Raw genomic sequence first — 14,795 nt, forward strand, 5'->3', positions numbered from 1 at the left:
GCTACAGGTATCGCACCGCCAGCAACAGGCTGTTCCTGCGACAGTGGGCCGACCGGCGAACCGGCCGCCGCGGTCAATCGACCAGCTGCGCCTCTTTCAATGCCCCCAGCGCCTCCAGCCACCGCGGCTGCTGGCGGTAATCGGTGCGTGCGAACCCCTGCCCGCGCATCCGTGCAATCCGCGGCGAGGGCCTGACCTTCATCCGCTGCGCCGCAGTCAGCGCCAGCTCGGCTGCAGCCCGGTCGTTGCACACCAGACCCATGTCGCAGCCCGCAGTCAAGGCCGCCTCGATCCGGCTGGCCGCATCGCCAACCACATGTGCACCGGCCATCGACAGGTCGTCACTGAAGATCACCCCGTCAAAGCCCAACTCCCCCCGCAGAATGTCTTGCAGCCAACGCCGCGAGAAGCCGGCCGGCTGGCTGTCGACCTGCGGATAAATGACATGCGCCGGCATCACTGCCGCCAGTTGCCCGCTCAAGCGGGCAAACGGCACCAGGTCGGCCTGGCGCAATTGCGCGAGGCTGCGCTCATCCGTGGGGATCGCCACATGCGAGTCCGCCTCGGCCCAGCCATGGCCCGGGAAATGTTTGCCACACGCCGCCATGCCCGCCGCGTTCATGCCGCGGATGAACGCCCCGGCCAGTTGCGTGGCACGCAGTGGGTCACCCTCGAAGGCGCGACTGCCGACCACCGCACTGCGCTGGTGATCCAGGTCGAGCACCGGGGCAAAGCTGAGGTCCAGGCCAACCGCCAGCACCTCGGTCGCCATCAACCAGCCGCATTGCTCGGCCAGGTACTCGGCGTTGTCGTTGTCGGCCAGCGCACGCATGGCTGGCAGGCGCACAAAACCCTGGCGCAGGCGCTGCACGCGCCCGCCTTCCTGGTCCACCGCCAGGATCAGGTCGGGGCGAATGGCACGAATCGAGGCGCATAGCTCACGCACCTGGCGCGGGCTGTCGATGTTACGGGCAAAGATGATCAGGCCGGCCACCTCAGGCTGGCGCAACAGGTGACGGTCTTCGGCGGTCAGCCATTTACCGGCGATATCCACCATCAAGGAGCCTTGCAGGCTGACAGTCATGGGTAATCCTTCATTGAAGACTGAGAGAAGCCCACTGGGGGCAAGCGGCCTGCTCGATGCGCACCAGGCAATGCGCCGGCACCCGCTCGAACAGGTTGAGCAAATCGGTGTTGCGCAGGCGTATGCAGCCATGGGACAGCGCTACGCCCATGGGTTCCGTATCCGGGGTCCCGTGCAGGTAGATATAGCGGCGGAAGGTATCGACCGCACCCAGGCGGTTGACCCCCGGTTCGCAACCGCTGAGCCAGAGGATGCGGGTGAGGATCCAGTCCCGGCCGGGATACTGCGCGTGCAAGGCCGGCGACCACACCTCGCCGGTCCAGCGCCGCCCGGCCAGCACCGCATTCAGCGGCAGGCCTGCACCGATCTTCGCCCGCACCTGGTGCAAGCCACACGGCGTGCAACCCGAACCATTGTGCTCACCAGCACCGTTGCGCGCCGTGGAAACCGGCAGGCGCAGGCACAGCTGACCACGGGCGAAGCCATACAGACGCTGGTCGGCAAGGGAAATGTGCAACAGATCAAGATCGGACATGGGCGCTAGCTTAGCCGAAGCGCCCTGCCCCGCCCAGCCTTCAGGCTTTGGCAGTGGCGGTACCGGCCTTGCTGCGTGGGCGCAACTGGGCAGCGGCCATGGCCGCGTCGGTGACGCCACTATCGGCACGCATGCCCGCAGCGAGGAATGGCACCATCAGGCGCATCACCTGTTCGATCGAGGTGTTGATACCGAAGTCGGTCTCGGCGATCGCCCGCAGGGCCTTGATACCGGACATGCTGAAGGCTGCGGCACCGAGCATGAAGTGCACGCGCCAGAACAGCTCGAGCGGCGGGATGCGCGGCGCGGCTTCGTTGACCAGCAGCATGTAGCGGCGGAACACCTTGCCGTACATGTCTTCCAGGTACCGCCGCAGGTGGCCTTGGCTCTGGCTGAAGGCCAGGCCCAGCAGGCGCATGAAGATCGACAGGTCGTTGTTGCTGCGTGGCTGCACGGCCAAGGCCTGCTCCACCAGCATTTCCAGCAGCTCCTCGAGGCTGGGCTTGTGCTCCGGCTTGGCCTGGCGCCGCTCCAGTTCACGCTCGAGGCTGGCACAGAACGGCCCGAGGAAGCGCGAGAACACTGCCTGGATCAAGGCCTTCTTGGAGCCGAAGTGATAGTTGACCGCCGCCAGGTTGACGCCGGCCTTGCTGGTAATCAGACGCAACGAGGTTTCGGCGAACCCCCTTTCCGCGAACAGCTGCTCGGCAGCATCGAGAATGCGTTCAACGGTTTCCGATTGGGCCATGACTACTCCGACTACTCCGCCAGACAAACAGGTGTTTGAAACATACGTTTCAGCCCTGCTTCTGTCAAGGCTCGGTGACTGGCCGGTCGCCATTTAAAAGCGCCGCGCCTCAAGCTGCAAGCCCCAGCCAGGTATAGCGCAGGCGGGGGTTGCTGCGTCGTCCGGCATTTTTATTGCGGGTTACAGGTTGCAGCGCATCCAGTACTGTATATAATTCCAGTCACTGTACAAAAAGACAGAGCGCTCACCATGTTGAAACTGACGCCACGCCAAGCCGAAATTCTCGCGTTCATCAAGCGTTGCCTGGAAGACAACGGCTTCCCGCCCACGCGCGCCGAGATCGCTCAGGAGCTGGGCTTCAAGTCGCCCAACGCCGCCGAGGAGCACCTCAAGGCCCTCGCTCGCAAAGGTGCGATCGAGATGACCCCGGGCGCCTCCCGTGGCATCCGCATCCCCGGCCTGGAAGCCAAGGCCGAGGAAAGCGGCCTGCCGATCATCGGCCGGGTTGCTGCCGGTGCACCGATCCTCGCCGAACAGCACATCGAGCAATCCTGCAACATCAGCCCCGACTTTTTCCATCCCCAGGCCGACTACCTGCTGCGCGTGCACGGCATGAGCATGAAGGATGTCGGCATCTTCGACGGCGACCTGCTGGCGGTACATACCTGCCGTGAAGCGCGCAACGGCCAGATCGTCGTGGCCCGGATCGGCGATGAAGTCACCGTCAAGCGCTTCAAGCGTGAAGGCAGCAAGGTCTGGCTGCTTGCCGAAAATCCCGAATTCGCCCCTATCGAAGTCGACCTGAAAGAACAGGAACTGGTGATCGAGGGTTTGAGCGTCGGCGTCATTCGCCGCTGATCCAGGAGGCGTCATGCAGCAGTTCATTCACGCACCCGAGCAAGCCCAGTTGCCATTGTTCGAAGCATTCCTCGCCCAGCCCGTACTGCCAGGCCTGAAAGCCAGCGAAGTGGCGCGCAAGAACACCCAGCCCGAGCTGTTCAGCGAACTGTCGTTGCGCGGCGCCCCCGGGCATTGTCACAGCCTGCTGGCGCCGGTTCTGCGCGAGTTGAGCGAAGAGGACGAGAGCCGCTGGCTGACCCTGATCGCCCCGCCGCCAAGCCTGACCCAGGCCTGGCTGCGCGACGCCGGGCTCAACCGTGAACGCATCCTGCTGCTGCACCCTCGCGGCAATCAAAGCCCGCTGCAATTGGCATGCGAAGCGCTGCGCCTGGGCCGTAGCCACACCGTGGTCAGCTGGCTGGGCAATATCAACGCCACTGCACGCCAGCAATTGCTGCGTGCCGCCAGCACCGGAAACGCACAAAGCCTGAACATCCGCCTCGGCTGATGCTCAGGCTTTGCCTGCTGTAGCTAAACACCTGACACCTGCTGCCTGTCAGTGCAGCACGCGTGGCCCTTCATCACGTTCGAGCTCGCCATCCATCAGGCGACCGGCCATCTGCACGCCCACACTGAGCATGGCCTTGGCTACTTCCACATGCTGGCCCTGCAGGAACGCCTTGGCGTCTTCCGAAAAATCCAGGGTTACCAGAGAGCCCTCATCCTCGGCGCGACGCAGTTCGATGCGGCCATCAGGCAACTCGACAATTTCCAGAAACGACGTAGACATAAATGGCAGTTCTCCGCGAAAGGCCAGTATTGTACCAGCCGTAGCGGCTATCAGCACTCACTCAACGCGTCACGGAAACGTCTTACAAGACCTTTGAGGTTGCTGCGCCAGGTTTCCAGTTCCGCGCGTGACAGCGCCGGATGCTCAGGCTCATCGAGATTGACCGCCTGAATCAGCGGCTGGGTAACGTCGGTTTTTGGTGTTTTCTTCGCGACCGGTGGTCGGAACAAATCGGCATAAGCACTGAGCATTTGTGCCAGCCAGGTTTCACGCTGGCGCGCCAACTCCAGCAGCTCGGCCACTTCCGGGATAGCGATGCCGTTCAGGGCGTCGTCAGCCAGTGCTTGCTCGACAGTAGCAACCACAGGCAAGCGGTAGAAGCCACCAATCTCATGGCATAACCCCAGCAGCGCGCCGTACAGGTGAAACAGCGCCGATTCGCGCTCAGCCTGGACCAGGCCCTGGGCGTTCATTGCCTGGCTTTGTTCGGCCTTGGCCATGGACTCCAGGGCGAGGCCAGCGAAGAACAGTTTCTGGTTGGTGCGGGTATAGAGTTCCTGGGCCATCTCGGTGCCCTCCCATGAGGCTGCAAGGCGGATAGCTGCATCATAAATGATTGGGGCCGCAAAGCGGCCCCGATTACAGCACTCAAGGATCAGCGCTTGTCTTCAACCTTCCACGCATTGCCGTCGTAGAACGCCTTCCAGCCGGTCGGCTTGCCATCGACTTCGGATTGCACGTACTGCTCCTTGGTCTTGCGGCTGTAACGGATCACCGCTGGGCGACCATCCGGGTCTTTCTGCGGTGCATCGCACAGGAAGTGGTACTTCGGATCGATCTCGTGCTTGTGCGGCACGATCTCCAGCACCAGCGGAGCGCGCGTCTCACGGTTCTTGGGGAACTGGCTGGCAGCCAGGAACAGCCCCGAAGCGCCATCACGCAGCACGTAGGTATCGTCAACCTTCTCGCACTTGAGCTCAGGCATATCCACCTTGTCCATCTTCGGTGGCGCCGCCTCACCACTCTTGAGCAGCTTGCGGGTGTTCTTGCAGGCCGGGTTGGTGCAACCGAAGAACTTGCCGAAACGGCCAGTTTTCAACTGCATCTCGCTGCCGCACTTGTCACATTCCAGGCTCGGCCCTTCGTAGCCCTTGATGCGATAGTTGCCTTCTTCGATCTCATAGCCGGCGCAATCCGGGTTGTTACCGCAGATGTGCAGCTTGTGCTTCTCATCCAACAGGTAGGCGTCCATCGCCGTGGCGCAGATCGGGCAGCGGTGCTTGCCCAGCAGCACACGGGATTCCGATTCACCCTCGTCGTCGGCGGCAATCTCATCGCCCGGCACCAGGTTCACGGTGGCCTTGCAGCGCTCTTTCGGCGGCAGGCTGTAGCCCGAGCAACCGAGGAACACGCCGGTCGAGGCAGTACGAATCATCATCGGGCGGCCACATTCCTTGCACGGAATGTTGGTCATGGTCGGCTGGTTGGCGCGCATGCCGTCTTCGCTGGACTCGGCAGTCTGCAGCTTCTTGCTGAAGTCGCCATAGAACTCGTCGAGCACGTTCTTCCAGTCACGCTCACCCTGGGCCACGTCGTCGAGGTTCTCTTCCATGTCGGCGGTAAAGCCGTAGTCCATCAGGTTGGAGAAACTCTCCGACAGCCGCTCGGTGACGATGTCACCCATCTTCTCCGAGTAGAAGCGGCGGTTGTGCAGGGTCACATAACCACGGTCCTGGATGGTCGAGATGATCGCCGCGTAGGTCGATGGACGACCGATGCCGCGCTTCTCCATTTCCTTGACCAGGCTGGCTTCGGTGAAGCGCGCCGGTGGCTTGGTGAAATGCTGGCTCGGGTCGATCTGGATGAGCTTCAGCGCTTCACCCTGGACCATTTCCGGCAACACGTCGTCTTCGCCCGGCTTGCTCTGCTGCGGCAGCACTCGGGTGTAACCGTCGAACTTGAGGATACGGCCCTTGGCTCGCAGCTCGAAGTCGCCGGCAGCCACGGTGACGCTGGTGGACAGGTACTGCGCTGGTGGCATCTGGCAGGCCAGGAACTGACGCCAGATCAGCTCGTAAAGGCGCTCGGCGTCGCGCTCCATGCCACTGAGCTTGCTCGGGTGGGTGTTGACGTCGGAAGGACGAATTGCTTCGTGCGCCTCTTGGGCGCCTTCCTTGCTGCCATACACCAGCGGCGCCTCCGGCAGGTACTGCTTGCCGAATTCACGTTCGATGTAACTGCGCGCCATGTCCAGGGCGTCGGCCGACAGGTTGGTCGAGTCGGTACGCATGTAGGTGATGTAGCCCGCTTCGTACAAGCGCTGGGCCATCATCATGGTCTTCTTCACACCGAAGCCCAGGCGGTTGCTGGCCGCTTGCTGCAAGGTGGAGGTAATGAACGGTGCCGACGGCTTGCTGCTGGTCGGGCGGTCTTCGCGCTTGACCACGCTGTAGCTGGAGGCCTTGAGCTTTTCCAGCGCAGCCATGGCCTGGGCTTCGTTCAGCGGCTTGAAGGCCTCGCCCTTCTCGCGTGCCACTTCGAAGCGCACCTTGGCGTTCTTGGCCGTGCCGAGATCAGCGTGGATTTCCCAGTACTCTTCCGGGATGAACGCGCGGATCTCGCGCTCGCGCTCCACCACCAGCTTCACCGCCACCGACTGCACACGGCCGGCGGACAGGCCGCGGGCAATCTTGGCCCACAGCAGCGGCGAAACCATGTAGCCGACCACACGGTCAAGGAAGCGCCGCGCCTGCTGGGCATTGACCCGGTCGATGTCCAGCTCGCCCGGCTGCGAGAAGGCATCCTGGATGGCCTTCTTGGTAATTTCGTTGAACACCACACGCTTGTAGCGGTTATCGTCGCCGCCGATGGCCTCGCGCAGGTGCCAGGCAATGGCTTCCCCCTCGCGGTCCAAGTCGGTTGCGAGATAGATGGTGTCGGCGTCCTTGGCCAGACGGCGCAGCTCTTCGATCACCTTTTCCTTGCCGGGCAGGATCTCGTACTTGGCCTTCCAGCCGTGCTCCGGGTCGACGCCCATGCGTGCCACCAGCTGGCGGCGGGCCTTTTCCTTCGGCGACAGCGCCGGAGCCTCACCCGCGGCCTTGCCACGCTTGGCGGCCGGCTCTTTGCTGGCGCTGGCCGAACCGCTGGTGGGGAGGTCTCGGATATGGCCGATACTCGACTTCACCACGTACTGGTTGCCCAGATACTTGTTGATGGTCTTGGCCTTGGCCGGGGATTCCACAATGACCAGCGATTTGCCCATGGATCGGAGTATTCCTGAATCTGAAGATGAAAAACGCGTCAGGTGCCAGACGCGGCACCGCTATATATAGTGGCAAAAGTGTGAGGTCAAGCTCGGACTGTCACGCTTGCGACTTGCCCAGCAGCCCGGGAAGCCCCTCTTCGGCCTTGACCAAAGCAAAGCGTGGCACCTGTTCCCCGTCAACCTCGACGGACTCCTCGAACATCGAAAGGGGCCGTACCCAGAAGCTGTAATCACCATACAGGCATTGGTAGAAAACCATCCACTCTTCGCTTTCGGAGTGCCGCGCAACACTGAAGACACGGTACTCAGGCCCTTTGTAATGCCGGTATATGCCTGGTTGTATCTGCATGTTGCCCACCCTCTTGAAAAAACCTGAAAAAACAAAACCGGGGCACAAGGCCCCGGTCGCTGTCCGCCAACGCGATCAGACGCGTTCGAAGACAGTGGTGATACCTTGGCCGAGACCCACGCACATGGTCGCCACCCCCAGGGTACCGCCATTCTGCTTCATGACGTTGAGCAGGGTGCCGGAAATTCGTGCCCCGGAGCAACCGAACGGGTGGCCCAAGGCAATGGCGCCGCCGTGCAGGTTAACCTTCTCATCCATCTTGTCGAGCACTTTCAAATCTTTCAGCACTGGCAGGGCCTGTGCAGCGAAGGCTTCGTTGAGTTCGATGAAGTCGATGTCGGCCATGGTCAGGCCGGCGCGCTTGAGGGCTTTCTGGGTCGACGGCACGGGGCCGTAGCCCATGATCGCCGGGTCGACACCAGCCACCGCCATGGCGCGAATGACCGCCAGTGGCTGGATGCCCAGGTCCATGGCGCGCTGCCCGGACATGACGATCATGCACGAGGCACCGTCGGTGATCTGCGACGAGGTACCAGCAGTGACGGTGCCGCCTTTCGGGTTGAACGCCGGCTTGAGCGCCGCCAGGCCTTCGAGGGTGGTTTCCGGGCGAATGGTTTCGTCGAAGTCGAAAACCTTGAGGAAGCCGTTCTCGTCATAGCCCTGCATCGGGATGATCTCGTCCTTGAACTTGCCTTCGACCGTAGCCTTGTGGGCCAGCTGGTGCGAACGCAGGCCGAACAGGTCCTGCTGCTCACGGGTAATGCCGTGCATCTTGCCGAGCATTTCAGCGGTCAGGCCCATCATCCCGGAAGCCTTGGCCGCATGCAGGGACAGGTGCGGGTTAGGATCCACGCCATGCATCATGCTGACGTGGCCCATGTGCTCGACGCCACCGACCACGAACACATCACCGTTACCGGTCATGATTGCCTGGGCGGCAGTGTGCAGCGCGCTCATCGACGAGCCACACAGGCGGCTGACGGTCTGCGCTGCGGAGGTATGCGGGATCTGGGTCATCAGCGAGGCCATGCGGGCGATGTTCCAGCCCTGTTCCAGGGTCTGGTTGACGCAGCCCCAGATCACGTCCTCGACCTCTTTCGGGTCGACCTTGTCGTTGCGTTCCAGCAGCTTGCTGATCAGGTGCGCCGACATGTCTTCGGCGCGGGTATTACGGTGCATGCCACCCTTGGAGCGGCCCATTGGCGTGCGACCGAAGTCGACAATCACCACGTCTCTTGGATTCAGGCTCATATCAAATCTCTCGCTCTAGCTCGTTGACCGCTCAGTTGAAGAAGCGCTGGCCGTTCTTGGCCATTTCACGCAACTTGGCGGTCGGGTGGTACAGCGGCCCCAGGTCGGCATACTGATCGGCCAGGGCGACGAATTCGGCCACACCGATCGAGTCGATGTAGCGCAGCGCACCACCGCGGAAAGGAGGGAAACCAATGCCATAGACCAGGCCCATGTCGGCTTCGGCTGCGGTTTCGACGATGCCGTCTTCCAGGCAACGCACAGTCTCCAGGCACAGCGGGATCATCATCCAGTTGATGATGTCTTCGTCGCTGACTTCACGCTGCTCGAAGACGATCGGCTTGAGCACGTCGAGCACGCTGGCGTCGGCGACCTTCTTCGGCTTGCCGCGTTTGTCGGTTTCGTAGGCGTAGAAGCCTTTGCCATTCTTCTGGCCCAGGCGATTGGCCTCGTACAGGGCATCGACGGCCGAGCGCCGCTCATCCTTCATGCGGTCCGGGAAGCCTTCGGCCATCACGTCGCGGCCGTGGTGACCGGTGTCGATGCCGACCACGTCCATCAGGTAGGCAGGGCCCATCGGCCAGCCGAACTTCTCCATGACCTTGTCGATCCGTACGAAGTCGACACCGGCGCTGACCAGCTTGGCGAAACCGCCGAAGTACGGGAACAGCACGCGATTGACCAGGAAGCCAGGGCAGTCGTTGACCACGATAGGGTTCTTGCCCATTTTCTTGGCATAGGCCACTGTGGTGGCGACGGCCACTTCACTGGACTTCTCGCCACGGATCACCTCCACCAGCGGCATCATGTGCACCGGGTTGAAGAAGTGCATGCCGACAAAGTTCTCCGGGCGCTTGAGCGCCTTGGCCAGCAGGTTGATGGAAATGGTGGAGGTGTTCGAGGCGAGGATCGCATCGTCTTTCACCTGGCTTTCCACTTCCGCCAGCACGGCCTGCTTGACCTTCGGGTTCTCGACCACCGCCTCGACGACGATGTCGACGTTGGCGAAGTCGCCATAGGACAGGGTCGGGCGAATGGCGTTGAGTGCCTCGGCCATCTTGGCCGGGGTCAAACGGCCTTTCTCGACGCGGTTGCCGAGCAGCTTGGAGGCCTCGTTCAGGCCCAGCTGGATGGCTTCCTCGCGGATGTCCTTCATCAGGATCGGCGTGCCCTTGACCGCCGACTGGTAGGCGATGCCGCCGCCCATGATGCCGGCGCCGAGCACCGCGGCCTGCTTCACGTCGCGGGCGATCTCGTCATGTGCCTTGGCCTTGCGCTTGAGTTCCTGGTCGTTCAGGAACAGGCCGACCAGGCTCTCGGCGACCGAGGTCCGGGCCAGCTTGGCAAAGCCTGCGGCTTCCACTTCCAGGGCCTTGTCACGGCCGAAATTGGCCGCCTTCTGGATGGTCTTGATGGCTTCGACCGGAGCTGGGTAGTTCGGGCCAGCCTGGCCGGCAACGAAGCCTTTGGCGGTCTCGAAGGCCATCATCTGCTCGATGGCGTTGAGCTTGAGCTTTTCCAGCTTGGGCTGGCGCTTGGCCTTGTAGTCCAGCTCACCGCTGATGGCACGCTTGATCAGGTCGAGGGCACCGGCCATGAGCAGCTCAGGGGCGACCACGGCATCGACCGCGCCCACCTTGAGGGCGTCTTCGGCGCGGTTTTCCTTGCCGGCGGCGATCCACTCGATGGCATTGTCCGAACCGATCAGACGCGGCAGGCGCACGGTACCGCCGAAGCCCGGGTAGATCCCCAGCTTGACTTCCGGCAGGCCGATCTTGGCGCTGCTGGACATGACCCGGTAGTCGGCGGCCAGGCACATTTCCAGGCCACCGCCCAGGGCGATGCCGTTGATGGCCGCGACGGTCGGCACTTCGAGGTCTTCGAAGGCGTTGAAGATGCGGTTGGCTTCCAGGTTGCCGGCGACCAGTTCGGCCTCGGGCAGCTTGAAGTTGTCGACGAACTCGGTGATGTCGGCGCCGACGATGAACACGTCCTTGCCACTGCTGACGATCACGCCCTTGACCGAGGCGTCGGCCTGGATGGCATCGACAGCCTGGCGAAGCTCGTTCAGGGTCAGGCGGTTGAACTTGTTGACGGACTCACCCTTGAGGTCGAACTTGAGCTCGACGATGCCACTTTCAAGAGCCTTAACCGTGATGGCTTTACCTTCGTAAATCATCAACTGATCTCCACGATATGGAAGCTGAACGTACACGCCGATCGCTGCAGCAAAAGCAGGCCTAGCTGCCCTGCCCCAGGCACACCCGTCAGCGCGCTAGTCGGAAGTATGGCTTGGCGTGGTGACATACAAACGCTCAATTCATACGCCCGTTTGATTTGGGTGTGCACACATTCTCCGAAAAGATCGACGTTGTCAAATGCTCCCGTGCGGGGCTAAAACGCGACTTTCCAGTCATTTTGTATCGCCCAGGTACAAAACATGATGACAGTGATCGCTGACCATTCATGTCAGCGATTGACCACGAACGATGGGAAAACGCTTGCGTTTTTTAACTTGCACGGCGATCCATGGCAGCTACACTGCCACTTGCTCGAAGATACCCGGCCTGCCTGGCCTTTCTGCGCAGCAGAACGCAAAGCGGCGACTTGGCACCCCACCCCTTCAGGGTATGCCAAGCCGCCGCTTTGTCGTCATGGAGGTTCAAAAAGCGCCGCATGCTCTTGGACGAGGCGCCGTGCAGCCAGGTCTCAGGCCAGGGTTTCGAGGACGTAGGCAACATCCTGCAACACAGCCGTATCACCCCGCTCGGTCCAGTACAGCGCGATCATCCGCGCATCGGCTTCGACCTTGTAGACGCTGGCCGGCAAACGCGCCAGGGGCTCCATGAAGCGCGGGTCCTCACAGGGTTCTCGCCACTGGTTCCACCACACCCCGGGGCTGACCTGCCAGAAGCTGAAGCTGTCCTCATGCCCGCGACGGCGCGCCCGGTGGTATTGCGGGCACGGGCTTGGCGGCTGCCTTTCCAGCCAGTGCGGCCACTGCTGCGGCGCCAGCTGCATGGCCAGGCCCATGCGCCGTGCCTCCAGGCGCAGCTTCATCTGCTCATTCTGCTTGCGCGAGGTGCGCAGCCAGGAAAGCGGGCTGAGAATCAGCGCAAGGATTGACACCACCAGCAATACCGTCATATCAGTAGTTCTCATAAAACGTTGCAAATGAGCCGGTTGGCCATTTTTCACGGAAGACCCGCCCGAAAGCGACCATACTTCTTCTATCGCGATTGTCAGGAGTTCCGCTCATGTCCTACGAACATCTTCTGGTCGCCGTCGACCTGACCGAAGAATGCGACCCGGTGATCAAACGCGCCATGGCGCTGGCGGCACCGTCGAATGCCAAGGTGTCGCTGGTACATATCGTCGAGCCGATGGCCATGGCGTTCGGCGGTGACGTGCCTATGGACCTGTCGCAATTGCAACAGCAGCAGTTCGACCAAGCCAAGGAACGCATGGAGCGGTTGTTCAACAAATACCCAAACATCAACCGCGGCGACTCGCACCTGACCTATGGCCAGCCGCGCCAGGAAATCCACCAGCTGGCCAAGGATCAGAAATGCGACCTGATCGTGGTCGGCAGCCACGGCCGGCATGGCCTGGCGTTGTTGCTCGGGTCTACCGCCAATGACGTGCTGCACGGCGCGCCGTGCGACGTGCTGGCAGTGCGGTTGCAGAAGAAGGAATGATTTAGCCTGTGCCGGCCTTTTCGCGGGGCAAGCCCGCTCCTACAGGTACCGCACATTGCTTGGTACCTGTAGGAGCGGGCTTGCCCCGCGAAGTGGCCAGTACAGACTAAAAACCGATCAACCTTCCAGCTCAGCCCAGCGTTCTACCAAGGCATCCAACTCACCCTGCATCTGCTCCAGCTTCGCCAGCACTGCCGAGGTTTCCGCAATCGGTCGCTGGTAGAAGCCCGCCGCATTCACCTCTTCCTGAGCTTCGGCCATGCGCCGCTCCAGCTCGTCGATCTGCCCAGGCAGCATTTCCAGCTCACGCTGCAGCTTGTAACTGAGCTTCTTCTTCGAACTGTCGGCCGCCGCAGCAACCGCCAGCGGTGCTGGCTCGGCCTCGACCTTCTCGACCACCGCGCTGTTGAGCTCGGACTTGCCGCCCTTGCTCTCCGTCACCCCCAGCAGCTTCGGCGAACCACCCTGGCGGATCCAGTCTTCATAGCCGCCCACGTATTCGCGCACCTTGCCCTCGCCCTCGAACACCAGGGTACTGGTGACGACGTTGTCGAGGAAGGCCCGGTCGTGGCTGACCATCAGCACGGTACCCTTGTAGTTGGACAGCACCTCTTCGAGCAGCTCGAGGGTTTCCACGTCCAGGTCGTTGGTCGGTTCGTCCAGCACCAACAGGTTGGCCGGCTTGCTGAACAACTTGGCCAGCAACAGCCGGGCCCGCTCACCACCGGACAACGCCTTGACCGGCGTACGGGCACGCTGCGGGCTGAACAGGAAGTCGCCCAGGTAGCTCAGTACATGGCGGTTCTGGCCATCGATCTCGATGAAGTCACGGCCTTCGGCCAGGTTGTCGATCACTGTCTTTTCCAAGTCCAGCTGGTGGCGCATCTGGTCGAAATAGGCCACTTCCAGCTTGGTGCCGCGCTCGACCTTGCCGGAGGTCGGCTGCAGGTCGCCGAGCATCAGCTTGAGCAAGGTGGTCTTGCCGGTACCGTTGGCTCCCAGCAGGCCGATGCGGTCCTCGCGCTGCAGGACCATGGAAAAATCCTTCACCAGCATCGGCCCGTCCGGATGATGGAAGCTGACGTTCTCCAGCACCATTACCTGCTTGCCGGACTTCTCCGCCGCCTCGATCTGGATGTTGGCCTTGCCCTGACGTTCGCGGCGCTCGCTGCGCTCCACGCGCAGCGCCTTCAGCGCACGTACACGGCCTTCGTTGCGAGTACGACGGGCCTTGATGCCCTGGCGGATCCACACCTCTTCCTGGGCCAGGCGCTTGTCGAACAGCGCATTGGCGGTTTCCTCGGCGGCCAGCGCGGCCTCCTTGTGCACCAGGAAACTGGCATAGTCACCGTTCCAGTCGATCAGGCCACCACGGTCCAGTTCGAGGATGCGCGTGGCCAGGTTTTGCAGGAAGGAACGGTCGTGGGTGATGAACAACACCGCGCCGTTGAAGCCGCGCAGGGCCTCTTCGAGCCAGGCGATGGCACCGATATCCAGATGGTTGGTCGGCTCGTCAAGCAGCAGCAGGTCGGGCTCCGAAACCAGCGCCTGGGCCAGCAGCACGCGGCGCCGCCAGCCACCGGACAACTCGGCCAGGGTCTTGTCGGCCGGCAGCTGCAAGCGGCTGAGGGTGCTTTCTACCACCTGCTGCAGGCGCCAGCCGTCACGGGCTTCCAGCTCGTGCTGGACGTGCATGAGTTTTTCCAGGTCCTCGTCTCCCTGGATATTCAGGCTCAGGTGATGGAACTGCGCCAGCAATTCGCCGACGCCATCCAGGCCCGCGGCCACCACGTCGAACACCGTGCGCTCGTCGGCCACCGGTAGCTCCTGTGGCAGCTCGCCGATCTTCAGCCCAGGGGCACGCCAGATCTCGCCGTCGTCGCCCTTCTGCTCGCCCTTGACCAGGCGCAGCATGCTTGACTTGCCGGTGCCGTTGCGGCCGATGATGCACACCCGCTCGCCACGAGCGATCTGCCAGGACACGTGGTCCAGCAGCGGCATGGCGCCGAATGCAAGGGACACATCGCTGAATTTGAGCAGGGTCATGTTGGTCTCCATAAATCGGGCGCGCATTCTACCTGACTTGGCCCCGGTCGGCATCTGCCTGGCCGGCGGAGGAGGGTTTGGCGACATCTGGTCAAACTTAATATCCCGATACAAGCACAGTGCTTTCACCCGCCGCCGGCAAACAGCTAAGCTAAGGCAATAGCTTCCAACAGTGCTGGCTCCGCC

General features: G+C 62.2%; 14 protein-coding genes. 3 read left to right on the forward strand and 11 right to left on the reverse strand.

The features are described 5' to 3' along the window. Positions 1-73 precede the first annotated feature (73 nt). Genes nagZ through ACVWZT_RS00480 form a run of 3 tightly spaced genes read right to left on the reverse strand, consistent with a single transcriptional unit; the run spans position 74 to position 2,367 of the window. A complete protein-coding gene (gene nagZ, locus ACVWZT_RS00470) occupies positions 74-1,072 on the reverse strand; it encodes a beta-N-acetylhexosaminidase (RefSeq protein ID WP_296230194.1) in 999 nt (332 codons plus the stop codon). A 22-nt stretch (positions 1,073-1,094) separates the two neighbouring features. Continuing rightward, positions 1,095-1,619, reverse strand: coding sequence for a L,D-transpeptidase family protein (locus ACVWZT_RS00475; protein WP_457467647.1), 525 nt, complete (start codon positions 1,617-1,619; stop codon positions 1,095-1,097). Positions 1,620-1,659: 40 nt separating this feature from the next. Further along, the gene (locus ACVWZT_RS00480; protein ID WP_296230074.1) at positions 1,660-2,367 is read right to left on the reverse strand and encodes a TetR/AcrR family transcriptional regulator; all 708 of its coding nucleotides are present in this window, start codon (positions 2,365-2,367) and stop codon (positions 1,660-1,662) included. Between the two features lie 249 nt (positions 2,368-2,616). Here ACVWZT_RS00480 and lexA point away from each other — a divergent pair, with 249 nt between their 5' ends. Both lexA and sulA read left to right on the forward strand, forming a co-directional pair. Next, complete coding sequence (gene lexA / locus ACVWZT_RS00485) at positions 2,617-3,225, forward strand: transcriptional repressor LexA (protein WP_114170995.1); 609 nt, start codon at positions 2,617-2,619, stop codon at positions 3,223-3,225. A gap of 13 nt (positions 3,226-3,238) precedes the next feature. Beyond that, the gene (gene sulA / locus ACVWZT_RS00490; RefSeq protein ID WP_457467650.1) at positions 3,239-3,715 is read left to right on the forward strand and encodes an SOS-induced cell division inhibitor SulA; all 477 of its coding nucleotides are present in this window, start codon (positions 3,239-3,241) and stop codon (positions 3,713-3,715) included. Positions 3,716-3,763: 48 nt separating this feature from the next. Here the strand turns inward: sulA and ACVWZT_RS00495 are convergent, their stop codons facing one another. The 7 genes from ACVWZT_RS00495 to ACVWZT_RS00525 all read right to left on the reverse strand — a co-directional run bounded on the left by ACVWZT_RS00495 (position 3,764) and on the right by ACVWZT_RS00525 (position 12,012). Then, positions 3,764-3,997, reverse strand: a complete 234-nt coding sequence (locus ACVWZT_RS00495; protein ID WP_004376430.1) for a hypothetical protein — start codon at positions 3,995-3,997, stop codon at positions 3,764-3,766. A 50-nt stretch (positions 3,998-4,047) separates the two neighbouring features. Continuing rightward, positions 4,048-4,563 (reverse strand): DUF6586 family protein, encoded by a 516-nt coding sequence (locus ACVWZT_RS00500; protein WP_457467652.1) that lies wholly within the window; start codon positions 4,561-4,563, stop codon positions 4,048-4,050. Positions 4,564-4,652: 89 nt separating this feature from the next. Further along, positions 4,653-7,262, reverse strand: coding sequence for a type I DNA topoisomerase (gene topA, locus ACVWZT_RS00505; RefSeq protein WP_457467653.1), 2,610 nt, complete (start codon positions 7,260-7,262; stop codon positions 4,653-4,655). Between the two features lie 100 nt (positions 7,263-7,362). Then, on the reverse strand, positions 7,363-7,614 hold the full coding sequence (locus ACVWZT_RS00510; RefSeq protein ID WP_296230068.1) for a DUF1653 domain-containing protein: 252 nt from the start codon (positions 7,612-7,614) through the stop codon (positions 7,363-7,365). A 75-nt stretch (positions 7,615-7,689) separates the two neighbouring features. Beyond that, a complete protein-coding gene (gene fadA, locus ACVWZT_RS00515; protein ID WP_225777031.1) occupies positions 7,690-8,865 on the reverse strand; it encodes an acetyl-CoA C-acyltransferase FadA in 1,176 nt (391 codons plus the stop codon). A 31-nt stretch (positions 8,866-8,896) separates the two neighbouring features. Beyond that, positions 8,897-11,044 (reverse strand): fatty acid oxidation complex subunit alpha FadB, encoded by a 2,148-nt coding sequence (fadB, locus tag ACVWZT_RS00520; protein ID WP_457467656.1) that lies wholly within the window; start codon positions 11,042-11,044, stop codon positions 8,897-8,899. Positions 11,045-11,574: 530 nt separating this feature from the next. Further along, entirely contained in the window at positions 11,575-12,012 is a 438-nt protein-coding gene (locus ACVWZT_RS00525; protein ID WP_296230193.1) for a hypothetical protein, read from the reverse strand. A 110-nt stretch (positions 12,013-12,122) separates the two neighbouring features. On the opposite strand from ACVWZT_RS00525, the gene ACVWZT_RS00530 reads away from it, so the two are divergent. Beyond that, the gene (locus ACVWZT_RS00530) at positions 12,123-12,563 is read left to right on the forward strand and encodes a universal stress protein (protein ID WP_296230065.1); all 441 of its coding nucleotides are present in this window, start codon (positions 12,123-12,125) and stop codon (positions 12,561-12,563) included. Between the two features lie 117 nt (positions 12,564-12,680). On the opposite strand, the gene ACVWZT_RS00535 is transcribed toward ACVWZT_RS00530, so the two are convergent. After that, positions 12,681-14,609: an ATP-binding cassette domain-containing protein gene (locus tag ACVWZT_RS00535; protein WP_296234558.1), complete on the reverse strand. Its 1,929-nt coding sequence runs from the start codon at positions 14,607-14,609 to the stop codon at positions 12,681-12,683. Between the last annotated feature and the right edge of the window lie 186 nt (positions 14,610-14,795).

Source organism: Pseudomonas sp. TE21394, from assembly GCF_054057835.1.